This window comes from Sphingopyxis sp. USTB-05, from assembly GCF_023822045.1.
Lineage (GTDB): Bacteria > Pseudomonadota > Alphaproteobacteria > Sphingomonadales > Sphingomonadaceae > Sphingopyxis.
In genome coordinates this window covers 3,329,692-3,355,622 of sequence record NZ_CP084712.1, presented here as the reverse complement: position 1 = coordinate 3,355,622, position 25,931 = coordinate 3,329,692, and the positions used below count along the sequence as shown (strand labels likewise).

At 64.6% G+C, this 25,931-nt stretch carries 29 protein-coding genes; 17 read left to right on the top strand and 12 right to left on the bottom strand.

Going from position 1 to position 25,931, the window contains the following annotated elements; genetic code table 11:
• Positions 1 to 73: 73 nt before the first annotated feature.
• Complete coding sequence (locus KEC45_RS15640) at positions 74 to 967, top strand: LysR family transcriptional regulator (RefSeq protein ID WP_062176861.1); 894 nt, start codon at positions 74 to 76, stop codon at positions 965 to 967.
• A 203-nt stretch (positions 968 to 1,170) separates the two neighbouring features.
• On the opposite strand, the gene KEC45_RS15635 is transcribed toward KEC45_RS15640, so the two are convergent.
• The 3 genes from KEC45_RS15635 to KEC45_RS15625 are packed head-to-tail and all read right to left on the bottom strand — an operon-like array spanning position 1,171 to position 3,400.
• Positions 1,171 to 1,830: an HAD-IA family hydrolase gene (locus KEC45_RS15635; protein ID WP_062176864.1), complete on the bottom strand. Its 660-nt coding sequence runs from the start codon at positions 1,828 to 1,830 to the stop codon at positions 1,171 to 1,173.
• Between the two features lie 19 nt (positions 1,831 to 1,849).
• Positions 1,850 to 2,251 (bottom strand): hypothetical protein, encoded by a 402-nt coding sequence (locus KEC45_RS15630; protein ID WP_062176867.1) that lies wholly within the window; start codon positions 2,249 to 2,251, stop codon positions 1,850 to 1,852.
• A gap of 45 nt (positions 2,252 to 2,296) precedes the next feature.
• Positions 2,297 to 3,400: a DUF2855 family protein gene (locus KEC45_RS15625; RefSeq protein ID WP_062176869.1), complete on the bottom strand. Its 1,104-nt coding sequence runs from the start codon at positions 3,398 to 3,400 to the stop codon at positions 2,297 to 2,299.
• A 56-nt stretch (positions 3,401 to 3,456) separates the two neighbouring features.
• Here KEC45_RS15625 and KEC45_RS15620 point away from each other — a divergent pair, with 56 nt between their 5' ends.
• Positions 3,457 to 3,840, top strand: a complete 384-nt coding sequence (locus tag KEC45_RS15620; RefSeq protein WP_252171140.1) for a DUF488 domain-containing protein — start codon at positions 3,457 to 3,459, stop codon at positions 3,838 to 3,840.
• A gap of 26 nt (positions 3,841 to 3,866) precedes the next feature.
• Here KEC45_RS15620 and KEC45_RS15615 read toward each other — a convergent pair whose 3' ends face one another.
• From KEC45_RS15615 to KEC45_RS15605, 3 genes are read right to left on the bottom strand one after another with little or no spacing between them, the layout of a single operon-like run.
• Positions 3,867 to 4,556: a VIT family protein gene (locus KEC45_RS15615; protein WP_062176875.1), complete on the bottom strand. Its 690-nt coding sequence runs from the start codon at positions 4,554 to 4,556 to the stop codon at positions 3,867 to 3,869.
• Positions 4,557 to 4,590: 34 nt separating this feature from the next.
• Positions 4,591 to 5,055: a heme-binding protein gene (locus KEC45_RS15610; protein WP_083435623.1), complete on the bottom strand. Its 465-nt coding sequence runs from the start codon at positions 5,053 to 5,055 to the stop codon at positions 4,591 to 4,593.
• A 27-nt stretch (positions 5,056 to 5,082) separates the two neighbouring features.
• Positions 5,083 to 6,003 (bottom strand): SMP-30/gluconolactonase/LRE family protein, encoded by a 921-nt coding sequence (locus KEC45_RS15605; RefSeq protein WP_062176881.1) that lies wholly within the window; start codon positions 6,001 to 6,003, stop codon positions 5,083 to 5,085.
• A gap of 46 nt (positions 6,004 to 6,049) precedes the next feature.
• Here KEC45_RS15605 and KEC45_RS15600 point away from each other — a divergent pair, with 46 nt between their 5' ends.
• Positions 6,050 to 6,649, top strand: coding sequence for a TIGR02466 family protein (locus KEC45_RS15600; RefSeq protein WP_062176884.1), 600 nt, complete (start codon positions 6,050 to 6,052; stop codon positions 6,647 to 6,649).
• Between the two features lie 137 nt (positions 6,650 to 6,786).
• Positions 6,787 to 8,220 carry an NAD-dependent succinate-semialdehyde dehydrogenase gene (locus tag KEC45_RS15595; RefSeq protein WP_062176887.1) on the top strand — a complete coding sequence of 478 codons (1,434 nt, stop codon included), beginning with the start codon at positions 6,787 to 6,789 and terminating at the stop codon, positions 8,218 to 8,220.
• A 128-nt stretch (positions 8,221 to 8,348) separates the two neighbouring features.
• On the opposite strand, the gene KEC45_RS15590 is transcribed toward KEC45_RS15595, so the two are convergent.
• Both KEC45_RS15590 and KEC45_RS15585 read right to left on the bottom strand, forming a co-directional pair.
• Positions 8,349 to 9,110 (bottom strand): SDR family oxidoreductase, encoded by a 762-nt coding sequence (locus tag KEC45_RS15590; protein WP_062176890.1) that lies wholly within the window; start codon positions 9,108 to 9,110, stop codon positions 8,349 to 8,351.
• Positions 9,107 to 9,478, bottom strand: a complete 372-nt coding sequence (locus tag KEC45_RS15585) for a dihydroneopterin aldolase (RefSeq protein ID WP_062176893.1) — start codon at positions 9,476 to 9,478, stop codon at positions 9,107 to 9,109. The genes KEC45_RS15590 and KEC45_RS15585 overlap by 4 nt, the downstream gene beginning before the upstream one ends.
• Before the next feature lie 90 nt (positions 9,479 to 9,568).
• Between KEC45_RS15585 and KEC45_RS15580 the strand changes: the two genes are divergently transcribed.
• From KEC45_RS15580 to KEC45_RS15565, 4 genes are all read left to right on the top strand, one after another.
• Positions 9,569 to 10,072 (top strand): GNAT family N-acetyltransferase, encoded by a 504-nt coding sequence (locus KEC45_RS15580; RefSeq protein ID WP_062176896.1) that lies wholly within the window; start codon positions 9,569 to 9,571, stop codon positions 10,070 to 10,072.
• 321 nt (positions 10,073 to 10,393) lie between these two features.
• Positions 10,394 to 10,978 carry a DUF1285 domain-containing protein gene (locus KEC45_RS15575; RefSeq protein ID WP_252171139.1) on the top strand — a complete coding sequence of 195 codons (585 nt, stop codon included), beginning with the start codon at positions 10,394 to 10,396 and terminating at the stop codon, positions 10,976 to 10,978.
• Entirely contained in the window at positions 10,978 to 11,562 is a 585-nt protein-coding gene (locus KEC45_RS15570) for a CoA pyrophosphatase (protein ID WP_152682261.1), read from the top strand. Before KEC45_RS15575 ends, KEC45_RS15570 begins: the two co-directional genes overlap by 1 nt.
• Positions 11,559 to 12,779, top strand: coding sequence for a CCA tRNA nucleotidyltransferase (locus KEC45_RS15565; protein ID WP_062183380.1), 1,221 nt, complete (start codon positions 11,559 to 11,561; stop codon positions 12,777 to 12,779). The genes KEC45_RS15570 and KEC45_RS15565 overlap by 4 nt, the downstream gene beginning before the upstream one ends.
• Here the strand turns inward: KEC45_RS15565 and KEC45_RS15560 are convergent.
• Positions 12,752 to 14,434, bottom strand: a complete 1,683-nt coding sequence (locus tag KEC45_RS15560; protein WP_238586534.1) for a bifunctional diguanylate cyclase/phosphodiesterase — start codon at positions 14,432 to 14,434, stop codon at positions 12,752 to 12,754. The two genes, KEC45_RS15565 and KEC45_RS15560, sit on opposite strands and share 28 nt — an antisense overlap.
• An 89-nt stretch (positions 14,435 to 14,523) precedes the next feature.
• Positions 14,524 to 16,779: a DNA topoisomerase IV subunit A gene (parC, locus tag KEC45_RS15555; RefSeq protein ID WP_152682418.1), complete on the bottom strand. Its 2,256-nt coding sequence runs from the start codon at positions 16,777 to 16,779 to the stop codon at positions 14,524 to 14,526.
• Between the two features lie 147 nt (positions 16,780 to 16,926).
• On the opposite strand from parC, the gene KEC45_RS15550 reads away from it, so the two are divergent.
• Positions 16,927 to 18,267 carry an acyltransferase gene (locus tag KEC45_RS15550; RefSeq protein WP_062176908.1) on the top strand — a complete coding sequence of 447 codons (1,341 nt, stop codon included), beginning with the start codon at positions 16,927 to 16,929 and terminating at the stop codon, positions 18,265 to 18,267.
• 658 nt (positions 18,268 to 18,925) lie between these two features.
• On the opposite strand, the gene ctrA is transcribed toward KEC45_RS15550, so the two are convergent.
• Together ctrA and KEC45_RS15540 are read right to left on the bottom strand one after the other, a co-directional pair.
• Entirely contained in the window at positions 18,926 to 19,633 is a 708-nt protein-coding gene (gene ctrA, locus KEC45_RS15545) for a response regulator transcription factor CtrA (protein ID WP_252171138.1), read from the bottom strand.
• A 180-nt stretch (positions 19,634 to 19,813) separates the two neighbouring features.
• Positions 19,814 to 20,761, bottom strand: coding sequence for a LysR family transcriptional regulator (locus KEC45_RS15540; protein ID WP_062176911.1), 948 nt, complete (start codon positions 20,759 to 20,761; stop codon positions 19,814 to 19,816).
• 134 nt (positions 20,762 to 20,895) lie between these two features.
• Here KEC45_RS15540 and KEC45_RS15535 point away from each other — a divergent pair, with 134 nt between their 5' ends.
• The 8 genes from KEC45_RS15535 (at position 20,896) to KEC45_RS15500 (ending at position 25,923) form a co-directional block, all read left to right on the top strand.
• Positions 20,896 to 21,603: a pirin-like bicupin family protein gene (locus KEC45_RS15535; RefSeq protein ID WP_062176914.1), complete on the top strand. Its 708-nt coding sequence runs from the start codon at positions 20,896 to 20,898 to the stop codon at positions 21,601 to 21,603.
• 132 nt (positions 21,604 to 21,735) lie between these two features.
• Positions 21,736 to 22,332, top strand: a complete 597-nt coding sequence (locus KEC45_RS15530) for an FMN-dependent NADH-azoreductase (RefSeq protein WP_062176918.1) — start codon at positions 21,736 to 21,738, stop codon at positions 22,330 to 22,332.
• Between the two features lie 64 nt (positions 22,333 to 22,396).
• On the top strand, positions 22,397 to 22,999 hold the full coding sequence (wrbA, locus tag KEC45_RS15525; RefSeq protein ID WP_062176921.1) for an NAD(P)H:quinone oxidoreductase: 603 nt from the start codon (positions 22,397 to 22,399) through the stop codon (positions 22,997 to 22,999).
• 46 nt (positions 23,000 to 23,045) lie between these two features.
• The gene (locus KEC45_RS15520) at positions 23,046 to 23,804 is read left to right on the top strand and encodes a class III extradiol ring-cleavage dioxygenase (RefSeq protein ID WP_252171137.1); all 759 of its coding nucleotides are present in this window, start codon (positions 23,046 to 23,048) and stop codon (positions 23,802 to 23,804) included.
• 24 nt (positions 23,805 to 23,828) lie between these two features.
• Complete coding sequence (locus KEC45_RS15515; RefSeq protein WP_062176927.1) at positions 23,829 to 24,512, top strand: RluA family pseudouridine synthase; 684 nt, start codon at positions 23,829 to 23,831, stop codon at positions 24,510 to 24,512.
• Positions 24,505 to 24,906 carry an alternative ribosome rescue aminoacyl-tRNA hydrolase ArfB gene (gene arfB, locus KEC45_RS15510; RefSeq protein WP_062176930.1) on the top strand — a complete coding sequence of 134 codons (402 nt, stop codon included), beginning with the start codon at positions 24,505 to 24,507 and terminating at the stop codon, positions 24,904 to 24,906. The genes KEC45_RS15515 and arfB overlap by 8 nt, the downstream gene beginning before the upstream one ends.
• A 9-nt stretch (positions 24,907 to 24,915) precedes the next feature.
• Positions 24,916 to 25,506, top strand: coding sequence for an SOS response-associated peptidase family protein (locus KEC45_RS15505; RefSeq protein WP_083435624.1), 591 nt, complete (start codon positions 24,916 to 24,918; stop codon positions 25,504 to 25,506).
• A gap of 87 nt (positions 25,507 to 25,593) precedes the next feature.
• Entirely contained in the window at positions 25,594 to 25,923 is a 330-nt protein-coding gene (locus tag KEC45_RS15500) for a PilZ domain-containing protein (protein ID WP_193749081.1), read from the top strand.
• Positions 25,924 to 25,931 lie beyond the last annotated feature (8 nt).

The window sequence follows — 25,931 nt, the reverse complement described above, 5'->3', positions numbered from 1 at the left end:
TGATTTCGCGCGCGACCTTGGCGCATTTGATCCATCAATTCTAATTGTTCGATTTTTGGATTATACATAGACGATGTCTATCAATCGCGTCTCGCTCTATCATCTCGAAACTCTGCTCTGGATCGACCGGCTCGGCACCTTCTCGGCCGCGGCCGAGCGGCTCAATACAACGCAGCCGACGGTCTCGGCGCGGATGCGCGAACTCGAACAGCGGCTCGGCACCGCGCTGTTCCGCCGCGAGGGGCGCGCGATGTCGCTCACCGCGGCGGGGCGCAAGCTTGTACGCGATTGCGATCCGCTGCTCCGCGACATGCAGGTCGCGCTCCTCGGCAGCGGCGGTTATGGCGAGGCGAGCGGTGTCGTGCGCATCGGTGCGGGAGAAATCGCGGCGGCGAGCTGCCTTCCGGCGTTTGTGGCCGGACTCAAGACCGACATGCCCAATGTCGGGCTCGAAATCGAAATCGACCTCACCGCGAACCTGATCCAGCAACTGCTCACCGGCCGCACCGACATCGCTTTTGCCGCAGGACCGATTGCGCACCCGGCGCTGAAAACCAGCCCGATTGGTGCGGTCGAACTCGTCTGGCTCGCTAGCCCCACCGTCGCATCGGCCTTTGCCGGCGGCAAGGCGATGCTTCCCATATGGTCGCTCGCCAGCCATTCGCCGATCCACGGCCGTATGCGCGAGGCGATCGAGGCGTCGCGCATCGCGCAAAAATCGCTCAACCTCTGCAACAATGCCCGCACGATGATCGACATCGCAAAGGCAGGCGGAGGCATCGGCATTTTTCCGCAACCGATGGTACGCAGCGAAGTGGCGAGCGGCGCGCTCGTCGAAATCGACGCGATGCCGGCTTTGGCCCCGGTCGAGTTTCAGGTCGCGATGCGCGTTGCCGACACCGAGCCGGTGCTGACGCAGATTTTCGAGCGCGCGGCGAGGCTGAATCTTGCGGAGGCGACGGTCTGAGCCAAACGAGCCGCAAGCGACGGGTTTCGAGCCTCTCCATATCGTCACCCCGGACTTGATCCGGGGTCCCGCTATTTCGTGAAGCGTGCCGGTGCCTTCAAAAAGCGGGATCCCGGGTCAAGCCCGGGATGACGGAAGAGAGTGACTGCACGTCAGCACCCCACCCCGATGCCGCCATCTTTGGCGGGACAGAAAGGTCACCGTCAGGGCAGCTTCACCCCCAACACCGCCGACAGGTCGGCAAGCGCCTGTTCGCCGCTCGTCACCTTGATAGCGTGCATGCCAAGCTGGCTTGCCGGTTTGCAGTTGATGCCGAGGTCGTCGAGATAGATGCATTCAGCGGGTTCGACGCCCAGCTTCTCGCACATCATCAGGTAAATCCGCGGATCGGGCTTGCGCACCCCGGCCTTGCTCGATTCGATAACATGCGCGAAGCGCGCCATGATATCGGCGACCTCGATCGCGGCCTCTTCGCTGCGCGTCATGCCCGCGCCGCCTATGCCCATCTTGCCGCCCGGCACATTGTTCGTGATGCACGCGATGGTGAAGCCTCGATCTTTCAGCGTGTCGAGCGCCGCTACCATCGCCGGACGTACCGCGCCCGCGATCACGGCGAGCACCGCTTCGCCTTCCAGCTCATGCCCCAGCGCGCGCGCCTCGTCGGCGAACAGCGTGTCGAAGGTCGCTGCATCGATCTCGGCGCGCTCGAATTTCGCCCAGGCATTTGCGTCGGGATTGATTGCGTTGACGCGGCGCACGAAATCGCGCGGCAGGCCGCGCTCACCCTCCAGCCGGTTGAACGCTTCGAAGGGAGAGGCGGTGATGACGCCGCCGAAATCGAAAATAACGGTCGTATAAGTCATGGGAGAGGGATGAACCTTGTTACTTGGCGGGACTGGCCGAGCGGTTGCCCGACCAACTCGCATCGTCGATGGTAAGGTCGAGCCGGTCGGGCGAGCGTACCGTGTCGAGCAGGAAGACATAGGGTCCGCTTGCGGCAAGGATCGCTTCCATCGCCTTTTCGAGCGGGATGGTGACGGTCGGGATGCGCGCATGGCTCGATTTGATCTCGACCTTGTTCGGTCCGGTGCGCGTAACCGTGATCGTCACGCCGTTTTTCGACGAGCCGCGTGCGTCGGAGATGATGTCGCCCTTGTAAGTGCCGGCGACGCGGTCCGCCAGGTCGGGCTTGTGCGCGGGTGTGGCCTTGGGTGTTTCGGCAAGTGCCGCTCCCGCCGGAAGCAGGAGCGCGAGCGAGGCAGCGAAGACTAGGGTACGAAGCATGGTCGGTCCTTTCGTGCGGCGGGGAAGGGACTGCTCATGCGACCCTCATGGGACGACGACGATCCCCTGTTTGGGGTCGGCCTGTCCCGAGAGCATCTCCCGATAGGCAGCGAGCGCCGCGTCGCCGCCGCTGCGCTTATCGACCGATGCCAGCCGCGGTGCAACATCCATGAAGGCAAGCCACGCCTCGGCAATCTTCTGCCCGAATGCCGCGCCGCCCCAATCGGTGATGCGCTTCTGGCTGCGGCCCGGCGCGAAGAAGCCCTGCCGCTCGGGGCCGGGCAGGCCTTCGACATCGGCTTGCGCATCCCAATGCGACTTGCCGACGATGATCGATGCCTTGAGCTGGTTGCCGAAATGGCTGTGCACGCTACGCGTCACCGCACCATTGCCCGCCATGTCGACCAGCGCGGCCGGCGTCGACGCGTTCAGCGTCATGATCTGGTCATAGCTGACGACGCGGTCGTAAATGCCCTGCGCGGCGAGTGCATCGACATTGGCGGCGCTGGTCAGCCCGATCGTTTCGGGACGCTCTGCGCGCTGGCCCAGCGCGAAGCCAAGACCGATGGCCGTTTTGCTCGATGCGCTGGCGATCAGTATCTGCTGGACGCCATAATCGGCCTCATCTTCGAACTGGTCGGCGATCAGCCATCCGGTCAGGAAGAGCGGGCGGAACACCGGCCAGTAATCATGGTCGGCGGCGCGATAGTCGGGCAGCGCCGCGATTCGCTGATAATTGTTGTAAATGGGGGGCAGGGTGGTGCGCCGCGGTGTCACGTCGGTAAAGCCGCCGGGCCCCGCTTTTCCGACATTGAGGACCGCATCGCTCGCCATCGGATAATAGCCATAGAAACGGTCGCCGACCGCCACGCCTTCGGCGGCGCTTTCGGTCACCGTCGCAAAACCCCAGACGGGCAGGCGGCCGGGTTCGCCGGGCTCGGCAAAGAAATCCCAATAGCCCTGATCATTGCCGAACAACCCGGCGGGCTTTCCGAACACCGCATAGGTGATGTTGTTCGCGGTCATGGCATAGCTGTCGAGATGGACACGGATCTGACCCGGCGCGAGCGGCGCCGGGGCTTCCTCAACCAGTTGAACTTGCGTGATATCGTCGCGATCGATGTCGATCGCCCAGCTTTTTGCGCTCATTCCGGACCCCTCCGATTGACTTGCCCGCGAACGCGGGATGATCGATAGTCATACAGATGGCACCGCCCCTGACAATCGCGGTCAAGCGCATTCATGAACCGGCGGCTCCCGGCGACGGTACGCGTTTCCTTGTCGACCGGCTGTGGCCGCGCGGCGTGTCGAAGGAAAAGGCGGCGCTCGCGGCGTGGCTCAAACCACTGTCGCCGAGTGATGGCCTACGCAAGCGTTTCCACGGCGAGACTGCCGATTCGGACGAGGCGTGGGACGCATTCCGCCGCGACTATTTTGCCGAGCTCGAAGCGGGCGGCGAGGAGGTGAAGGCGGCGCTCTTCACGCTGAATGCTGCGGCGCAGGCGGGACCTGTAACATTGCTCTATGCCGCGAAGAGCGAGGAACGGAACAATGCCATCGCGCTGCGCGAGTGGCTGAAGCGGCGCTAGATCATAAAAAGCTGCACATGCAGCTATCAACCCACCGTTGTCCCCAGCAACGATCCGATCGCGATCGTCACCGCCATAGCAATCGCGCCCCAGAAAGTGACTCGAACGACGGGGCGCAGCATCGGCGCCTTGCCCGCCCATGCGCCGAGCGCGCCGAGAATCGCTAGGAAAACGAGCGATGCCGCCGATACGGTGAGGGGGAGTGAATCCCCCCGATCGACCAGTACAGTCCCCAGCGGCAGCGCCGCACCGATCGCGAAACTTGCCGCCGAGGCCGCCGCTGCCTGCACCGGGCGCGCTGCCATCGCGTCGGTCATGCCCAATTCGTCGCGCAGATGCGTGTCGAGCGCATTGTGCGCCGTCAGTTGCACCGCCACCTCTTCGGCAAGCGCGCGGTTGAGCCCGCGGTCCTGATAAATCTGGGTCAGCTCCTCAAGCTCGAACTCTGGGTCGGCCGCGAGATGCCGCTTCTCCAGCTCGACATCGGCCTTTTCGGCGTCGCCCTGCGAACTCACCGACACATATTCGCCCGCCGCCATCGACATCGCGCCGGCAACCAGTCCAGCGGTGCCGGTAACGAGGATCGAGGATTGCGACACACCCGCCGCCGCGACGCCCGCGATCAGGCTTGCGGTCGACACGATCCCGTCGTTGGCGCCAAGGATTGCGGCGCGCAGCCAGCCGATCCGCGTGACGGCATGGGTTTCCTCGTGCATCGTGAGCTCCCTGTTGCAGGAGGCGCCACGATGGTCAGCGCGCGCGCTCCGATTTCAGCCCTGCTGCCGCGATCCCCGCGGCGGCGCAAGCGGCATCGTCGGTCGGCGCCTCGCCCGATGCACCCACGCCGCCCAGCCGCGTCCGTCCGTCGGCGCTGAATATCGGCACGCCGCCGGCGACGGTGACCACATGCGGTGCATCGGCGAAGCCCGGCGTGCCCTTGGCTGCTTCCTCCATCCCGCTTGTCGGGAAACCCCATGCGGCGACCGCGCGCGCCTTTTCGAGTGAAAACTCCATCATCCCGAACGCATTGCCGTCCATCCGCCACATCGCGACCGGATGGCCGCCGAGGTCGACGACCGCGATCGCATGCCCCTGACCCTTGGCACGCGCGTGCGCGGCGCAGCCCTTGATGATCGCATCGGCCTGTTCGGCGTTCAGCACCTGCGCATTCGCGGGCGCCGCCATCAGCAGCGCCGCCACCAGGATCATTCTCATCCTCGCCTCCCTTGCAGAGGCGCGGGGTCAGTACTGCAGTTGCAGCCCCGGCCTGGCCCAGCGCGTCTTCACGAGCCGGCCCGTCCCCGACAGGGTGATATAGGCATCCTGCCGGTCGGACCCGCCAAAGGCGATGTTGGTCGTGAAGATGTCGTCGGTCGCGACAAATTCGACGAGCGAGCCATCGGGGCCGACGACCGAAATGCCGCACTCGCCGATCGTCGCGACGCAGATATTTCCGTTCGCCTCCATCGCGAGGCTGTCGAAGAATTTATAACCTGCCGGGCGATAGAGCGGGATGCCGGGGCCGCCGGGACCCGCCGCATCGTCGACCTTACCGGGCGCGACGATGTTGAACTGGGTCAGACGGCAAGTGTAGGTTTCGGCGACGTAGAGCTTGCTGCCATCGGGCGAGAGGCCGACGCCATTGGGGTTATAGCTTGGGAAGATCACTTCCTCGATGAAGCTGCCGTCGGCCTTGGCATAGAAGATGCCGACGATGTCGTGGCAGCGTTTCGCATAATCGACCTTGCCATGATCGGTGAACCAGAAGCCGCCGTGGGCGTCGAACATGATATCGTTCGGCCCGCGCAGTACGACGCCATGGTCGCCCGATTTGTACAGCACCTCGACCGCGCCCGTTTCGATATCGATGCGCTCGATTCGCCCCCCCGAATAATCGTCGGCGATACCGTGCGGCGCCAGATAGCCGTTCGATTCGACATAGTTGAACCCGCCGTTGTTGCAGCAATAAAGCTTGCCGTCTGGGCCGATGGCGAGGCCGTTAGGGCCGCCGCCGGGGGTCGCGATGACCTGTTTCTTTCCGCCGGGCCAGCAGCGCGTGATGCGCTTCGCCTCGATCTCGACGACGATGACGCTGCCGTCCTCCATCACCACCGGCGCCTCGGGAAAGCGTAATCCGTCGGCGATCAGTTCAAACTCGGCCATCCCCATCTCCCTTGCGTGTCCGCACTTGCTGTGCTTTGCGGCCATCATGCCCGTTCGCACGCTCTTCGCCACCAATTTTTACGAGGCCGACATCGGCACGCCCGACCTGCTCGAAGAGCTGGAGGAAAGCAGCCGTCTGTTCGCCGAAGAGGATGGCGCGGGGCGGCGCTGGAGCCGCGAGCATGGCTATAAGGGTTACACCAGCTATGCGAGCCTCGGCGATCTGCCCGAGCGCGACCCCGCGTTCCACGACCTCAAGAAGCTGCTCGACAAGGAAGTGAAGGCGTTTGCCAGGGCTTGCCACTTCGACCTCGCCAAGCCGCTCAAGCTCGACAGCCTGTGGGTGAATATATTGAAGCCCGGCGGCACGCACAGCGGGCATATTCACCCGCACAGCATCGTGTCGGGCACCTTTTACGTCGCGGTCCCGCCGGGATCGGGCGCCCTCAAGCTCGAGGATCCGCGCCTGCCGATGCTGATGGCGGCGCCCGGCCGGACCGACGACGCGCCCGAGCATCTGCGCCCCTTCATCTATGCCGAACCGGCCGCCGGCCGCGTCTTTCTATGGGAAAGCTGGCTGCGTCACGAGGTCATGCCGCATTCGGGCAAGGGCGAACGGATCAGCATCAGCTTTAACTATCGCTGATCGGCATTATATGGTCGGCATCTGACCACCCCCATTTCCGTTCGGGTCGAGCGAAGTCGAGACACCCATCGGCGTGGAGCAAGGTCGAGGGGCATCTCGACTTCGCTCGATGCGAACGGATCAGACAGGAAATGCATATGACCGCGACCTACGACGCCGACCTCCAGCTCTTCATCAATGGCGCATGGCGGAGCGGCGAGGGGCGCGAGGCGCGGCCGGTCTATAATCCCGCGACCGCAGGCACCATCGCCGAATTGCCGGTCGCGACCGCAGCCGATCTCGATGAGGCGCTCGCCGCCTCGGCGCGCGGCTGGCCGGTATGGCGCGCGAAGACCCCCGACGAACGCGCCGCGCTGATGCGCAAGGCCGCGGGCATCATCCGTGAGCGCGTCGACCATATCGCGACGCTGCTGACGCTGGAACAGGGTAAGCCGATTGCCGAAGCGCGGGGCGAAGTATTGTCGGCCTCGTCGCTGCTCGAATATTTCGCGGAAGAAGGAAAGCGCATCGGGGGCCGCGTCGTCCAGCGTCCCGCGGGCCAGCGCGCGATGGTGTTGCGCCAGCCCGTGGGCCCGGTCGCAGCGTTCAGCCCGTGGAACTTTCCGGTCAATCTGATGGTGAAAAAGATCGCCCCCGCGCTCGCGGCGGGCTGCGTCGTGATCGCCAAGGCGCCCGAGGAAACGCCAGGCTGCACCAGCGCGATCATGCGCTGCCTCGCCGACGCGGGTATCCCTGGCGATGTCGTCCAGCTCGTCTATGGCAATCCGGATATGATCAGCCGCCACCTGCTCGGCAGCGAAGTGATCCGCAAGGTTAGCTTCACCGGTTCGACCGCAGTCGGCAAGCATTTGATGAAGCTCGCCGCCGACCGGGTACAGCGGATCACGATGGAACTGGGCGGCCACGCCCCGGTGCTGATCTTCGACGACTGCGATCTCGAAACGACGCTTGATCGCGTCGTGCTGCAGAAGTTCCGCAACGCGGGGCAGGTCTGCATCTCGCCGACGCGCTTCTACGTTCAGGAGGGCATCTATGACGCCTTCGTCGCGGGTTTCGCAGAACGGACGAGGAAGGTGAAGATCGGCAGCGGACTCAACGCCGATACGCAGATGGGGCCGCTCGCCAACGCCCGCCGCGCCCCCGCCTTGGAAGCGATGATTGCCGATGCGACCGCGAAGGGCGCGCGAGTCATCGCAGGCGGCGCGCCCACAGGCGAGGGCTATTTCTTCCAGCCGACCGCACTCGCCGATGTGCCGCTCGACGCCGATGCGATGAACAACGAACCCTTTGGCCCGATGGCGCTAATCCGCCCGTTCGGGACCGAGGACGAGGCCCTCGAACAGGCAAACCGGCTGCCCTATGGCCTCGCCGCCTTTGCCTTCACCGAGAATGGCCGCCGTATCAACCGTATCGCCGACGGCGTCGAAAGCGGGATGGTGGGGATCAACAGCTTCGTGATCTCGGCAAACGACATGCCGTTCGGCGGGATCAAGGAATCCGGCTTCGGCAGCGAAAGCGGGCCCGAGGGGCTGGATGGATATCTCGCGACGAAGGCCGTCCATATTTACTGACGGGCGTCGGTCCTTCTTTTCTCTCGTCACCCTGGGCTTGACCCGGGGTCCCGCTGTAAATCGAGGTCAGCCGGCGCCGAAAAAGCGGGATCCCGGGCCAAGCCCGGGCTGACGAAACAAGTATATGGTCAGTCGCGCTCCAGCGCGACGAAATCGCGCTCCATCGGTGCCAGATGCGCGCCGCCGTCGACGAAGATCGTCTGCCCCGTCACCGCCTCGGCACGCGCGAGATAGACCACCGCATCGGCAATCTGCGCCGGCGTCGGCAGCGCGCCGAGCGGCATGAGCTTGGCCAGCCGTTCGACCTGCGCCGCCGAATAATCGTCGGTCGCCATTGTCAGCCCGGGAGCAACGGCATTGACGCGCGCGCGGCTTCCGAACGCGACGGCAAGCGTCTGGGTCGCCTGCCACAGCGCCGATTTCGACAGGCTGTATGCGACCTGGTCGGGTACCGGATGGACGACGCGCTGATCGACGATATTGACGATCGCGGGCCGCTTGCCCTCGCTCGCCGCGACGAGCGCTTTCGCCAGCATCACCGGGGCGTGATGATTGACCTGCATCATCTCGGTCAGCTTTGCGGCGGACAGGTCGGGCCACTCACCTTCGGCGAAGAGCGCGGCATTGTTGACGAGCAAATCGGGCGCGCGGCCGAATTTCTCGATCACCGCGGGGATCAGCCCGTCGACCGCCGCCGGATCGGCGAGGTCGGCGGCGAAGCGGTGGCCAAGCGCTCCCGTCTCGGCGAGCGCATCCGCCAGTACCGGATCGGCGTCGCCTGGACTGCGCTTGTGGATCGCCAGCGCATAGCCTTCGCGCGCGAGGCGCGCCGAAATCGCGGCACCGACGCGGTGGAGCCCGCCCGTGACGAGAGCGAGCTTCTGCGTCACTTGCGCGCCCGCCGCATCGTGATGCCGATCTCTTCGCCGTCCTCAGCGATCGCGAGCTTGACGATCTTGACCTCGACCTCCTCGACCTTTTCGTCCTGCAGGAACAGGGTGTCGATGATATGGTCGGCGACGCTTTCGATCAGCACGAAATGAACATCCTTGGGAATACCCTCGGTCGCCGCGAATTTCAGGTGCATATAGTTCTTCGAACGGCTCAAAGGCGTCGTCGGCTCGTAGTGATCGGCCATCGCCAGCTTCGCGCGCACCGAGATGCGCAGCGGCTGCGGCAGGTGCGTTTCTTCGGAATAGATGCCGGTCAGTACGTCGACGGTCAGCCCGTTCACTTCCAGCCACAATGTATCGGTCACAAGAAATTCCTGTCGAACGAGCGCGACATTCGGCTTTGCATTGCCGACGCCGGACCCTAAAGCGCCGCCGCATTAGCGAAAGGGTATGCGTTGGTCGAGTTACTTCCATTGTCCGATATCGAACCGCAGGCAGTCGAGGATCTCCTCGACGTCGCTTTCGGATCGGATCGCTTTGGACGAACCGCCTACCGCATCCGCGAAGGCATGGATGCGGTGCCGGCGTTGAGTTTCGCGGCGGTCGAGGACGGCATGTTGATCGGCACGATCCAGTGCTGGCCCGTCGCCCACCGCGCGGCCGGTGGCACCATAACGCCGCTTGTCATGGTCGGACCCGTCGCGGTGCGCCCCGACGTCCAGCGTGGCGGCCATGGTCGCGCGCTGATGGCGCATATGCTCGAAGCCGCCGAAACCAAAGCGGACAGCGCACTGATGATGATCGGCGATCCGGAATATTATGGCCGGTTCTTCGGCTTCGATGCCGATGCGACCGCCGCGTGGGACTTGCCCGGACCGTTCGAGGCGCGCCGCCTGCTCGCGCGGGCGGTGAATGGGCACAGCCTGCCGACCGATGCGGGAATGATCGGGCCGCGATAGGGGCAAAAAATTCTGTCCTACATTATCCGGCCCGCATAGCGTTGTGGGATGGTGCTGATTTTCCCTCTTCAGATGCGATTTGCGAGTGAAGTTACGCAGTTTTCTGCGGATTTCGAAAATATGGCCGTTCCGCGCCCGCATTATCTACGTTCGCTCGTTCGTCACCCCGGACGTGACTGGGTGCGCGCGCGTCGTGGCCGCCAACCGCAACCGTCTCAAATGCAAATCGCGAGTGAAGTTGCGCAGTTTTCCGCTGCTCTTACTGTGCAAGCCCGCGCCGTCGCGCCTTTACATGCGCACCCACCTTCCTATGTCAGGGAGATGGTCACCCCCGTACCTTCACTTCCCAAGGACTTCGCGCAGCTTTCGCTGACCGAGGCTGCCGAACTGCTTGCGGCGCGCAAACTGCCGCCGGTCGAACAATGGCATCCCGAGCGCAGCGGTGACAGCGCGATGGAGATTCACGCCGACGGAAGCTGGTATCATGAGGGCGGACGCATCAACCGACCCGCGATGGTGAAACTCTTCTCGACCATCCTGCGCCGCGAAGCCGACGGCAGCCATGTTCTGGTTACCCCGGCGGAGAAATTGGTAATTGCCGTCGCGGACACGCCTTTCCGCGCGGTCGAGATGAAAAGCGAAGGCGAAGGGGAGGGCCGCAAGCTCGTCTTTCGCCTCGATACCGATGATCTCGTCATGGCGGGACCCGACCATCCACTCGGTTTTGGCAGCGACCCCGACAACCCCGACCCGCGTCTGCATGTGCGCGGCGCGGTCGGCAACGGGCTTGAGGCGCGGATCGACCGCGCGCTTTACTATGAGATTGTCGAGATGGCGCTCGCCGACGCAAGCGATCCGCCTGCGATCTGGTCGAACGGCGCGCGGTTCCCGTTGGTGGATCGCTGATGCTCTCCGAAAAGCTGCGTACTGCGCTCGACAATCTGCTGCCCGACGCGGGCGAGGACGAAACCTACCTCGGCATGCCGACGCTGCGCGATGCTGCGGTGCTCATCGCCTTCACCGATCGGCCAGATCCTGGCGTCATCCTGACCCAGCGGCCGCAATGGCTGCGCAGCCATGCCGGGCAGGTCGCCTTTCCGGGCGGCAAGATCGATCCGGGCGACCGCGATGCGATCGATGCGGCGCTGCGCGAGGCCGAGGAGGAGATCGGCCTCAACCGCCGCGACGTCCTGGTCGCGGGTGCCACCGAAGCCTATCGGTCGGGCAGTGGTTACCTCATCACCCCGGTGCTCGGCGTCATCCCGCCGGACTTGCCGCTCGATCCCAATCCCGACGAGGTCGAGGATTGGTTCGAGGTGCCGCTCGACATATTGTTCGATCCCGACAATTATGCGCGCCAACATGCGAATTGGCAGGGGCACGACCGCCATTATTACGACATGGACTGGCAGGGACGGCGGATCTGGGGCGTGACGGCGGGTATCATCATCAATCTGGCACGGCGTCTGCCTGCGGGGTGGCACCGGTGACCGTGCTGCCCGCCGCCGAATGGCGCGAACGACCGGGGCTCCGTCGCATCGTTGCGGCGCTGACTGCCGATGGCGGCGCGGTCAAGGCGGTCGGCGGCGCGGTACGCGATACGCTGCTTGGGCTCCCCGTCGCCGACATCGACCTTGCCACCCCGCTCCTGCCGACCGAGGTAACGCGGCGGCTTCAGGCGGCCGATATCAAGGTTATCCCGACTGGCATCGCGCATGGCACCGTCACTGCGATCGCAAGCGGCGATCATCACGAAATCACGACGCTGCGCCGCGATGTCGAAACCGACGGTCGCCGCGCGACGGTCGCCTTCGCCGACGACTGGCGCGATGACGCGGCGCGGCGCGACTTCACGATCAATGCGCTCTATGCCGATGTCGATAGCGGCGCGCTCGACGACTGGTTCGGCGGCATCGCCGATCTGGACGCCGGGCGCGTCGCCTTCATCGGTGATGCCGCGACGCGCATCGCCGAGGATCATCTGCGTATCCTGCGCTTCTACCGCTTTGCGGCGCGCTTCGGTAGTGGCGAACTCGACGCGGAGAGCCATGCTGCGGTGGTAACCGCGCGCCAGTCGCTCAAAAGCCTGTCGCGCGAACGCGTCGCGGATGAACTGCTCAAGATACTGTCACTCGCCGATCCGCGCGGCATCGTCCGGCAAATGGCGGCGGACGGTATTTTTGCGGTGCTGCTTCCCGAACTCGAACCGGATTTCGCTTCGGCTTTCGATCGTCTGATTGCGAATGAGGAAGCGTCGGCCGCCGTCATCGTGCCGCTCCGCCGTCTTGCGGCGCTGCTTCCCGCTGACGCTGCTGTCGCCGAACAGGTTGCGAGCCGCCTTCGCCTGTCGACGCGGCAGCGCAAGCACCTCGCCGCGCTCGGCAGGCACCGCGCCGACATTGTGCGCCCGGTTCGGCAACTGGCGTATGCGGTCGGTGTCGACGCCGCGCGCGACGTGCATCTGCTCGCGGACGATGCGGCTGCTGCACGGGCGGCGGTCGAGGCGTTGTCGGACTGGACCGTCCCCGAAATGCCGCTGAAAGGCGGCGACATCGTCGCGCGCGGGATTGCGGCGGGGCCGGAGGTTGCGCATATCCTGAAGGCGGTCGAGGCCGAATGGGTCGCGGAGGATTTTCCGGATGCCGCCAGAGTCGCCGAGCTTGTCGCCCAGTTCGTCGATCAGAAGATCGGCCGCACCAACGACTGACGCCAATATTCGAGCGCGGCCTTGCCATCCATCGGCCGCGCGAACAGGTAGCCCTGGCCGAAATCGCATCCGAGCGCCGACAGCAGCCGCGCCTGATCGGCGGTCTCGACGCCCTCCGCCGTCGTGCGCATCCCCAGCACCTCGGCCAGGCTCTGGATCGTGCGGACGATCGCCACCTTGTCGCGGTCGTCGACCATATGCTCGACAAAGCTGCGGTCGATCTTGAGAACGTCGATCGGCAGCCGCTGCAGATAGGCTAGGTTCGAATAGCCTGTACCGAAATCGTCCATCGCGACGCGCGCGTCGAGTGCCTTCAACTCGCTGAGGACCGACAGCGCCAGGTCGGGATCGCCGATGATCGCGCTTTCGGTAAGTTCGATCATCAACCGCTCGCCGCCGATTTTTTCGCGTTCGAGGGCGTCGCGCACGACCGCGGCGACATCGTCGCGAACTAGCTGGATCGCCGACACATTGACCGAGAAATAGGCATCGACGACCGCGCCGCCATTCTGCTTGTCCCAGTCGGCGAGCACGGCTGCCGCCTTGCCGATCGCCCATTGGCCCAGCGGGACGATCAATCCCGAATCCTCGGCGATCGGGATGAATTCGGTTGGAGAGACCGAGTGGCCGTTGCTGTTGTCCCAGCGGGCGAGTGCCTCGAAGCCGGCGACGCGCCCGCTCGACAGCTCGATCAACGGCTGGAAGGCGAGGTGGAGGCGGTCTTCCTCGATCGCGTTGCGCAGCTCGGTTTCCAGCCCGAAACGATTGTCCGACAGCATCGCCGCTTCAGGCTCATAGATTTCGATGCGGTCGGTCTGCTTTGCGCGCTTGAGCGCGATCTGGGCATGGCGGATCTGGTCCGCGATATCGGTGTCAATCGCCGGCTGAATCGCGCAGCCGAGCGCGCAGTCGACGCTGACCTTGAGTTCGCCGATGCGATAAGGGTGATCGAAACAGCCACGGATGCGCCGCGCCATCTCGCGCACGTCGGCGCGCCCGCCCGCGACGCGCGTCGATATTGCGAACTCGTCGCCTCCGGTGCGCGCCAATATGTCTCCGCTGCGCAGGCTCGATTTCAGCCGCCGCGCGACGGTGATGATCAACTCGTCGCCCGCCATCGGCCCGATATGTTCGTTGATGCGGCTGAACCGCGCGAGGTCGAGCAGCAGGATGGCATGGTCGGCGCCGATGCCGTCGGTGATCGAGCGTTGTTCGACGAGTTCCTCGAACCCGGCGCGGTTGGGAAGGCCGGTCAGACTGTCGGAAACGAGTTCGCGGCGCAGGTTGCGCTCGGTCATCATTTCCTGCGTCCGGTCGATCAGCGTCAACAGGAACAGCCCGTCGTCGCCCGATTCGGTCGGCAACGGCCCGATGGATCCGCGCAGGTCGCGGGCTGCGGGGCCGTCGCCGAGCTGGCACGAAAATTCCTGCGATTCATCGGGGAATTGCGACGCCCGTTCGATCGCGCGCAGCAGCTCGATCGGCGCATCGACGCCCACCGGCGACAGGCTCAGCCGGTCGAACGCCGCGTTGCTCGCGTGGAGTCGGAAATTGCCGCGCGCCATCGGTCTGATCAGCGCGGCCGGAACGGGCAACGCGTCGATCCAGCCGACGAACAACAAGGGCCGGTCTTCGCCGGTTCTATCGATAGGCATAACAGAGGGTTTTGTGCGACCTTTCCCCATTGCCCAAAGCCTAGGTCACGGGAAGTAAAGAAGGGATTTACGGCTACCCGGAATTACGATCAGCCGAAGCGATTGTTCCTTGGAAAACCGGTCGGAGGCATTCGGCCGGCAGCGCCGCGCGCGACGCGCCAGGGCGCAAGGTCGGTTTCGGTGCGCGTGCGCCCCGTATCGCCGCCCATCGCCCAGCTCAGCCCTTCGGCAAAGGCAAAGCTCACCGCGTCCGACAAGCCGCCGTCGCGATAGCGTTGCAGCATTACGCCCTGGCCGCGCGCCATCACCGGCACCTCGGCAAGCGGGAAGACGACGAGCTTGCGATTCTCACCCACCGCCGCGACGCTGTCGTCGCCCGCCGCGATCGGCCGGACTACCGCAAGCACAGCCTTGGGTTTCAGGTTGACGACGTTGCGACCCTTGCGCGTTTCGGCGACCACTTCGGCCATCTGCGCGACGAAGCCATGGCCGCTGGTCGAGGCGAGCAGCAACCGCCCTTCGGCGCTCGCGGGGATCATCGCGACGATACGTGCTTCGGGATCGATATCGACCATCAGCCGCAACGGTTCGCCGAAGCCGCGCCCGCCGGGCAGCTTGTCGGCGCCGACGGTAAAGAAACGCCCGTCGCTCGCCGCGATCAGCAGCTTGTCGGTCGTCTGAGCGTGCGCTGCGAACAGGAGTTCGTCGCCTTCCTTGAACTTGAACTCGCCCCACTGGTCGGCAGCGACATGGCCGCGCTGCGCGCGGATCCAGCCGCGCTTCGACAGGATCACCGTCACGGGTTCCTTCTCGATCATCGCATCGAGCGGGATTTCGCGGGTCGGAGCGGCCTCGGCTATCGTCGTGCGGCGCGCGCCGAGCAGCGTTTCCAAGCCATAGACGTCGCGAAGCTTTTCAAGGTCCTTGCGCAGCCGCGTCTTTTGCCGCGCCGGGCTTTCGACGAGCTTGGCCAACTCCTCGCGCTCGGCGGTCAAATCGGCCTGTTCGCGCTTCAGCTCCATTTCCTCGAGCCGGCGGAGGCTCCGCAGCCGCATGTTGAGGATCGCTTCAGCCTGTCGGTCGGTCAGGATGAATTCCGCGATCATCACCGGTTTCGGCTCGTCCTCGGTGCGGATGATTTCGATGATCCGGTCGAGGTTGAGGAAGGCGATGATATAGCCGGCGACGAGTTCGAGCCGGTCGTCGATCTTCGCGATGCGGTGCTGCGCGCGGCGGACGAGGACGATGATCTGATGCTGCAGCCATTCGGTGAGCAGTTGTTTCAGCCCCATCACCTTCGGCGTGCGCGTCGCGTCCAAGACGTTGAGATTGAGCGCGAAACGGCTTTCGAGGTCGGTCAGCCGGAACAGGCTGTCCTTAAGCACCTCGGGATCGACATTGCGGCTCTTCGGTTCGAGCACGATGCGCAGATCCTCGGCGCTTTCGTCGCGAACATCCTCAAGGATCGGTAGCTTCTTGTCGGCGATCAATTGCGCGATCTGCTCGATCAGCTTACCCTTGGCCACACCATAGGGGATTTCGCTGATGACCAGTTGCCAGGTACCGCCTGACAATTTCTCGATCCCGCTCTCTTCCCAACTGCCATCACCGAGTTTGCCGGTCGAAAAGCGCGCGCGAACGCGAAAGCCGCCGCGCCCGGTTTCATAGGCGTGGGCGATCGTTTCGGCGCTGTCGACGACGATCCCGCCGGTCGGGAAATCGGGACCTTTCACATGTTCGAGGAGTTCGGACAGCTCGGCGTTCTGGTTTTCGATCAACAGCAGCGCGGCGCCGATCACCTCGGCGGCGTTGTGCGGCGGGATGTTCGTCGCCATGCCGACCGCGATCCCGCTCGCGCCATTGGCGAGCAGGTTCGGGAAGAGGCCCGGCATGATCTCGGGCTCTTCATCCTCGCCATTATAGGTCGGACGGAAATCGACCGTGCCCTCGTCGAGCCCCTGCATCAGGTCGACCGCGACGCGCGTCAGCCGCGCCTCGGTATAACGATAGGCGGCGGCATTATCGCCGTCGATATTGCCGAAATTGCCCTGACCGTCGACGAGTGGATAGCGGAGCGAGAAATCCTGCGCGAGGCGGACCATCGCGTCATAGACCGCGGTGTCGCCGTGCGGGTGGAATTTGCCGATGACATCGCCGACGACGCGTGCCGATTTCTTGTAGCCCTGCGACGGGTCGAGCCGCATCGCGCGCATCGCCCACAGCAGGCGGCGGTGAACGGGCTTCAGCCCGTCGCGAAGGTCGGGCAGCGAACGCGCGGTGATCGTCGACAGCGCATAGACCAGATAGCGTTCGGACAGCGCGCTGTCGAACGAGGTGTCGGTCATGCCGGGGACGGGTTCGGAAGGGGGGAAGTCGTCTGTGGTGTTCGCCATTGTCCGGAGCCGATAGCAAGGCTGGCGCGCCAAGGCAAAGGCTTGCGTTGACGCTGCGCAACACTAGCTTGGCATATCCACCGGGAGAGGGACGACATCTTGAGCGAAACCACTGGCACCGTTCGCAAAAGCATCTGGTCGCGCGCGAAGGACATGGCGCAACAGGCGCCGCCCGAACGCAACCGCTATGTCGATTTCCTCCGCGCGCTGTCGATCCTCGCGGTCGTCGTCGGTCACTGGCTCGTCGCCGCGCCCTATATGAAGGACGGCGCGGTCGAGGGCGGGCATCTGCTCGGCATCCTGCCGTGGACGCAGTGGCTGACCTGGGGTTTTCAGGTCATGCCGCTCTTTTTCCTCGTCGGCGGTTTCTCGAACGGCATGTCGTGGGCGGCAACGCTGCGCAAGGGCGGCAGCTATGAAAGCTGGTACAGCGGACGATTGCAGCGGCTGATCAACCCGGTGCTGCCCCTGTTCCTGATCTGGACGCTCGTCGCGATGTTCGGGACACTCGCGGGGATCGACCGCGGCATCGTCGCAATGGCGGCGCAACTCGCGCTGATCCCGGTATGGTTCCTGTCGGTCTATCTGATGGTCGCGGCGGTCGTGCCGTTGACCTGGAAGGCCTGGAAACGCTGGGGCTTTGCGTCCTTCTGGGCGCTCGTCGCGGGGGCGGTCGCGATCGACGTCGCGGCCCTGCACTTCGGCGTGCCCTACGTCAATTTCCTCAACTTCGCCTTCGTTTGGCTTGCGATCCACCAGCTCGGTTTCGCGTGGAGCGAGGGGCGACTTGCGCCGGGCAGGGCGATTCTATGGGGCATTGGCGGGCTAGCCGCGCTCGCGCTGCTTGTCGGTCTCGGACCCTATCCGATCGCGATGATCGGCGTACCGGGAAGCGGCCTCAGCAACTCGATGCCGCCGACGCTCGCGCTGCTTGCGCTCGGCATTGCACAGGCGGGTTTCGCGCTTGCGCTTGAACCCGCGGGGCGGCGGATGCTCGATAATCTTCGCATCTGGACCGGCGTCGTGCTCGTCAACGGCATGATCATGACGATCTATCTCTGGCACCTCACCGCTTTTGTCCTTGTGATGGTCGCGGCGTGGTTGCTCGGCGGGATCGGGCTCGATGTGCAACCCGGCAGCGCGGCATGGTGGCTCGCGCGCCCGGTGTGGTTCATCCTCTACATCGCGGCGCTTTTCCCGTTGATCACGCTCTTCGCGCGCTACGAACGCGCGAGCAAGGACAGCGGCGAGGTGCCGCACTGGCGCCTGATCGTAGGCCTGCTGCTGATTTGCGCAGGACTCGGCGCCACGGCTGCGATCAGCATCGCGAGTCCGCTGGGCGTGACGGGCGTGCGGCTCTGGCTTGTCGCGCTACCGTTCGTCGGTGCCGCAATTGCACAGTTCGGCCCGGTTCATCGGCTGACACAGTCGCGGACCTGATGCGGGGCTGCATTGGGGTGGGGAACTGCCGTTACCCCCTTTGGATATCGCCGGCAGGATCCGGGATCAGGGCCGCGCAATATTCCAAAGTTCAGGAAAGTTCAGCCCTATGAGCGCGCCGATTTGCAAGTTGTAGAGCGCTGGATGTGCGCGGCACGTCCCATCATGGTCGCAACCGTAAGCCCGGCAGCGACCCCCTTTTTGTTCACCGAATGAAAGAGCCGGATGAAGGCTGGCACGGCCGGATAATGTAGGAAAGACCTTTTTGGAGGCGATGTCTGTTTGGGGTGGGGAGCGGACGTTTGCTACTATGTTGTACCCCGGCGAAGGCCGGGGCCCAGGGCATTGGAAAGCCGAGTTATGCGGATTGCCGCCCTGGACCCCGGCCTTCGCCGGGGCACACAATACCGTCGTTAGTGTCCGGTCGTTTCTTCGCTCTCGTCATCCCGGGCTAGACCCGGGATCCCGCTTTTTGACGCACTCACCGACTTCGACTTCAAGCGGGACCCCGGATCAAGTCCGGGGTGACGATGATGGAGAGGTCCGCAATCGGTCGTCATCTGACTCCGCGCTCTATCACCGACACCGCCAAAACGAAAACCGGCGCGGATCGCTCCGCGCCGGGTTCCCTCGGTAAACTGCTATAATGCGCTACGCGTCAGGCGACGCGGCGTACTTCATTGCCTTCGTCATCGATATCGCGAAGGACGTAACCGCGGCCCCAGACCGTTTCGATATAATTTTCGCCGTGACAGGCGAGCGCGAGTTTCTTGCGCAGCTTGCAGATGAAGACGTCGATGATCTTCAGTTCGGGTTCGTCCATCCCACCATAAAGGTGGTTCAGGAACATTTCCTTGGTGAGCGTCGTGCCCTTGCGCAGGCTGAGCAGCTCGAGCATCTGATATTCCTTGCCGGTCAGATGCACACGCGTCGTGTCGACCTCGACCGTCTTGGTATCCAGATTGACCGCCAGCTTGCCCGTCTTGATGACGCTCTGGCTGTGGCCCTTCGACCGGCGGACGACCGCATGGATGCGGGCGACCAGTTCGTCGCGGTGGAACGGCTTGGTGACATAATCGTCGGCGCCAAAGCCGAACGAGCGCACCTTCGAATCCATTTCCGAAATGCCCGACAGGATCAGCACCGGCGTCTGCACCTTGGCGGTGCGAAGCTTCTTCAGCACGTCAGAGCCGTGCATGTCGGGCAGGTTCAGGTCGAGCAGGATGATGTCGTAATCATAGAGCTTACCCAGGTCCAAGCCTTCCTCACCGAGATCGGTGGTATAGACATTGAAGCCTTCGGTCGTGAGCATCGTATCGATCGCTTTCGCGGTCGTCGGCTCGTCCTCGATCAGCAGTACGCGCATTGGGCACCCCTTTTTCCCACGATAATCCCGCGAACCGATCGCGTGACCATCAAGGATGTCACCGACCAACCCCCGTTGCGGGACTGCCGGAACATTAACCACGAAACTAATGAAGGGAAAAGGTTAATTTTGATTTAACCCGCAGAAGTCCGCGAGTCGCGGCCATTTTGCAACAGTAGCTCAGGCCGTTTTAAGATCATGGTGAAGCGCCACATAGCGGTCATGTGCCCCGGTACAGGACATCTTCAGCGTGTCGACGAGATGGTCAGAAAGCGCGCGCACGCGTGCCGGACGCAGCCGCGACGGCGGCGACAACAGGTGCAGGTGCGACTGCGGCAGCGACCAGTCGGTCAGAATCGGGACGACCGCGCCCGATGCCAATGCCTCGGCGGCAATGAAGTCGGGCAGGGCAGCAATTCCCACCCCGGCGACGACCAGGGGTACCGCGACATCGCCATTGTTTGCGAACAGCGGCCCGGTCGGCAGCACGGTCGCTTCCTCGCCCTTGCGATGGAAGTGCAGCGGCATCGCGCGCTGGCGGTGACCGTAACCGATCAACCGATGGCCCGCGAGTTCGAGCGGGTGTTTCGGGACGCCGTGCTTTTCCAGATAGGCGGGGCTTGCGATCACCGACGCCGCGACCGGGGCGATCGTGCGGGCGAGCAGACTCGAATCGGCGAGCGGGGCGATACGCAGAGTCAGGTCGATGCCTTCGGCGACGGGATCGTTGCGCGCGTCGCTCAGCAACACCTCGATCTCGACCGCGGGATGCCGGTCGAGAAAAACCGCGAGCGGGGGGCCGAGCACTTTGATCCCGAAGCTCATCGGCGCGGCGAGGCGGATCGGGCCCGCAAGGTCGACGCGGTCGCCGCGTGCAGCCTCGGTCGCCGCCGTCGCTGCCGCGACCATGGCGCGCGCCTCGTCCAGCAGGCCCGCGCCGGCGGTCGAAACCGCGACGACGCGCGAACTGCGATGAAGCAGGGTGATGCCAAGCGAAGCCTCGAGCCGTGTCACCGCCTTCGACACGCTCGCCTTTGACAGGCCGAGCGACGCCGCCGCCGAAGTAAAGCTGCCGCCGTCGGCGACGGCAACGAAACAGGCCCAGCCTTCATAGTCGGGAAGCGCCACGAATACCTCATGATTGGAAACGATGGTTTTCCATCTACGCTATTTTCGAAACGATCCCAATGACTATTTTGTCCTCAACAGATGAACGCCGCCGGGCATCAAAGCTGCCGGGCGGCAAGGAAAGGACAAGGCCAATGATCGACATCCGCAAATTCGACACGCTGGGCCACGCCAACCACGGCTGGCTCGACGCCCGTCACCATTTCTCTTTCGCGAGCTATCACGACCCGAAGCGGATGGGCTGGGGCGCGCTGCGCGTCTGGAATGACGATGCCATCGCGGCGCAGTCGGGTTTTCCGCCGCACCCGCACCGTGACATGGAAATCATCACCTATGTCCGCACCGGCGCGATCACGCACCGCGACAGCATGGGCAACACCGGCCGCACCGCGGCGGGCGACGTCCAGGTGATGAGCGCCGGCACCGGCGTGACGCACAGCGAGTTCAACCTGGAAGATGAGGAAACGACGCTTTTCCAGATCTGGATCATGCCCGACCGCGACGGCGGCAATCCCGGCTGGGGCGCTCGACAGTTCCCCAAAGCCGACCGGTCGGGCCAGTTCGTGACGCTGGCAAGCGGCATCGAGGGCGACGTCGAGGGCTTTGGGGCCCTTCCGATCCGCGCCAATGCCCGCGTCGCGGCAGCAGCGGTGAACGCTGGTGAGAGCGTCTCCTACGACCTCGAGCCCGGACGCCACGCCTATCTGGTCGCCGCGAAGGGCCGCATCCGCGTCAATGGCACGGACGCCGACCCCCGCGACGGCATCGCACTCCGCGATGTCGGCACGATCGAGGTCGAGGCGCTCGACGACGCCGAACTGGTGCTCGTGGACAGCCTCTGACGAAGTCCCCTGGGCCGCCGCCTAACCCCCTCCCTGTCGGCGGCCCAACCTGTGCCGCGAGTTCCCTTCCCCCCAAAGATCGGGCGACTCGCGGCACCCCCTCCCTCCCATCCAAAATCAAGGAGCAGCAAGATGAGCCATATTCTCCGCATCGATTCGAGCGCCCGCCACAATGGTTCGACGAGCCGTCAGTTGACCGACCAGCTTGTGACCCGCCTGGTCGAACAAGGTTACGGCGCCGCCGTTACCCACCGCGATCTCGCGAACACGCCGCCGGCCTTGCTCACCGAAAACTGGGTCGGTGCCAATTTCACCGACGATGCCGACCGTTCGGATGACCAGAAAGCCGCGCTCGCCGCGTCGGACGAAATGATCGCCGAACTCGAAGCCGCCGACACGATCGTCATCGGCGTGCCCATCTATAATTTCAGCATCCCCGCCGCGTTGAAAGCGTGGATCGACCTGATCGCCCGCGCCCGCAAGACCTTCCGCTACACCGAAGCGGGGCCGGAGGGGCTGCTCAAGGGCAAGAAGGCCTATCTTGTCGTCACCTCGGGCGGCGTGCCCGTCGGCAGCGATTATGACTTCGCCACCGGCTATCTGCGCCACGTTCTGGGCTTCGTCGGCATCACCGATGTCAACATCATCGCCGCCGACCAGCAGATGATGAACGGCGAAGCGATCAACCAGGCGACCACTGCGATCGCAGACCTGAAACAGGCCGCCTGACTCCCTGCCGCCGTCGCGCCTTCCTCCCGCGGCGGCGGCTTCGTTTGAATGAAAGGACTATATGATGGCCAAGGTACTGGTGCTTTATTATTCGAGCTATGGTCATGTCGAACAGATGGCCGACGCCGTCGCCGACGGCGCCCGCGCCGCGGGCGCCGAGGTCGATATCCGCCGCGTTGCCGAGACCGCGCCCGCCGCGGTCGTGCAGGCCGCGGGGTTCAAGACCGACACCGCGCATCCGCTGCTCAGCGATCCCAACGAACTCGCCAATTATGACGCGATCGTCGTCGGCACGCCGACGCGCTTCGGCCGTATGTCGAGCCAGATGGCAAGCTTCTGGGACACCGCCGGCGGCGTCTGGGCGCAGGGCAAGTTGAATGGCAAGGTCGGCGCGGCCTTCACTTCGACCGGATCGCAGCATGGCGGCCAGGAAACGACGCTCTTCTCGGTCCTCACCAACCTCATTCACTTCGGCATGACGATCGTCGGGCTGGACTATGGCTTTGCTGGCCAAATGGGAGTCGACGAGGTGAAGGGCGGCGCGCCTTATGGCGCGACGACGATCGCCGGTGCCGACGGCTCGCGCCAGCCGGGCGAGGCCGACCTTGCCGGCGCCCGCTATCTTGGCGAGCGCGTCGCGCGCACCGCCGCGAAACTGATTGTCTGAGACGATGCGCCGTCTCCCGAGCCTTTTCCTTTCGCACGGCTCGCCGATGATGGCGCTCGAGCCCAGCCCGGCGCGGGACTTCCTCGCTGGGCTGGGCGACCAATTGCCACGCCCGCGCGCGATCCTTGTCGTATCGGCGCACCATGACGCGGCGTATCAGGGCGGCCGCGCGACGGTGACGGCATCACCCGCGCCGCCGACGATCCACGACTTCGGTGGCTTCCCCGATGAACTGTTCGCGATGCGCTATCCCGCGCCGGGCGATCCGGCGCTGGCATCGCGCGTCGTCGAATTGCTCGCTGGCCACGGCCTTGCCGTCACCGCCGATCACGAACGCGGGCTCGACCATGGCGCATGGGTGCCGCTGTCGCTGATCTATCCGCACGCCGATATTCCCGTGGTCCAGCTTTCGATCCACTCGAACGCGTCGCCCGAATGGCATTTCGCATTGGGGCAGGCGCTGGCGCCGCTGCGCGACGAGGGCGTGCTGATCGTCGGATCGGGCAGCATCACGCACAACCTCCGCGCGCTGTTTTCGGCGCGGCTGCCGATCGACGCCCCGGCGCCAGCCTGGGTTACCGACTTCACCGATTGGATCGCGGAACGCATGTCTGCGGGGGCCATCGACGATGTGCTGAACTGCGTCGAACGGGCGCCGCACGGCGCCGACAATCATCCGACGCCCGACCATATTTTGCCGCTGTTCGTCGCGATGGGCGCTGGCGGAGTGCCGCTTAAGGCCGAACGTTTGCACCACAGCGTCACCTATGGCCTGCTCGCAATGGACGTTTACACTTTCGACTAGGCGGCGGCGCGCCTATAGCGCGCCATGCTCCTTTCAGATCGTGTCCTTTTCCTCGATGGCGAGGCCCTCGTCATCGACAAGCCAGCGGGCCTTCCCGTCGATGCGCCGCGCGACGGCAGCCTCAGCCTCGAAAATCATCTCGACCTGTTGCGGTTCGGATTCAAGCGCTGGCCGCTCGCGGTCCACCGGCTCGATCGCGACACCTCGGGCTGCCTGCTCCTTGCGCGCAATCCCAAGGCGCACGGCCGCTTCACCCGCGCGTTCGAGAGCCGCGAGGTCGAAAAGCAATATCTGGCGATCGTCGATGGCGTGCCCGAAGGGGATGGTGGCACGATCGATATTGCGCTCGCCAAGGTGTCGACCGCCGAAGATGGCTGGCGCATGGTCGGCGATCCCAAGGGCAAGCCGTCGGTTTCGCACTGGGAAAAGCTTGCCGTCGTCGAGGGCCGCAGCCTGCTGCGCTTCCGCCCTGAAACCGGCCGCACCCACCAGTTGCGCGTCCATGCGCTCGAAGGGCTCGGCTTCCCGCTCGTCGGCGATCCCGTCTACGGCCGCGGCGGCACCAAAACGCGCACCTTGCTCCACGCCGAAAGGCTGGTCGTAAAACGTGACGTCAAGCCGTCTATAATTGCCGAGGCGCCGTTCCCCGACAGCTTCGTCGCATTGGGCTTTGCGGCACCGGAGGGAGCGGAGCCCACGCGTGGCTGAAATTCCAGAAAGCGCGATCAGCGAGAAGTTTCTCGCGGGGTCGGGCCCTGGGGGGCAGAATGTAAACAAGGTCGCGACCGCCTGCCAACTGCGCGTCGACGTTTTTGCGCTGGGGCTGGCGCCGGATACCTATCGGCGGCTCAAGGCGCTCGCAGGGAGCAAGATGACCGCAGCGGGCGAACTCGTCATTCTCGCCCGGAGCTTTCGTACGCAGGAAGCGAATCGCGCCGATGCGCGTGCGCGCCTTTCCGAATTGATCGACGCCGCACTCATCCGCCCCGAACGCCGTATCAAGACCAAGCCGAGCAAGGCGGCCAAGGCGAAGCGCGTCGACAGCAAGAAGGCGCGCAGCACGATCAAGGCCGGACGCGGGCGGGTGCGCGGAAGCGACTGAGGCCCCGCAATTACAAGTCTCTACCGCCTCGATGCACCCGCGAGCGCGATTGCCGCCGCGTTCGGCGCCGAGGCGGGGAAGGACCCCTGGACCGGCGATTATGTCGCGCCGGCGCGCCCTGCGCCGGTGATCGTCAGCGACGGCCGCGGCGGCGCGCGCCGCTATCTCCGCCCAAAATTATGGGGCGTTCCGCCGCCGCCGCAGGGCACCCAGCCGGTCACCCATGTCCGCAATCTTCAAAGCCCATTCTGGATCGGCACGCTCCGCCACGCCGAGCTGCGCTGCCTGATTCCGGTCACCGCCTTTGCATATTGGTCGGGCAGCGAAGGCGCGCGGCGCCAGCACTGGTTTTCGGTGCCATCGCGGCCGGTGTTCGCCTTCGCCGGAATCCTGCGCCAGGGTGAGGACTGGCCCTGCTTCGCGATGCTCATGACCGACCCGAACCGGCTCGTCGCATATCATCAGCCGAAGGGCATGCCGGTGATCGTGCATCCTGAGGACTATGCTACTTGGCTAAGCGGCGAATGGCGTGCCGCGGTGACGCTCGCAATTCCCTATCCCAGCCAGTTGATGGCGGTGGGCGACACGCCTCCAGTGTAGCTGATTTTCACCATATCGCTTCACTTTACGATAACCAACGGCGCCCTAAAAGCGGGCGAATCAAAAGATCAACGCAGGGACCAAGCCGTGTTGGGGAATCGCACCATCGAAACCAGAAAGGCGCCGACCGCCGGGCGTGGCGCCGAACGCGCTCCCGTTAAGGCGCGCGCGCGCTTTCGGGAACCCGGACTCAACCCCTTCGACGTCGAGCTGTTCGACCTGTCGTCGACCGGTTTTCGCATGGTAACCTCGTTCCGCCCGCAAATCGGCAAGAATATCTGGGTGAACCTGCCAGGACTTCAGCCTCTGGAGGCCGTCGTCCGCCGTGCCGACGGCAACAATTACGGCTGCGAATTCGTCAACCCGCTTCATGTGTCGGTGGCGGCGCACCTGCAGGCGAAACTTCGTGGCGAGTGACGGAGCCC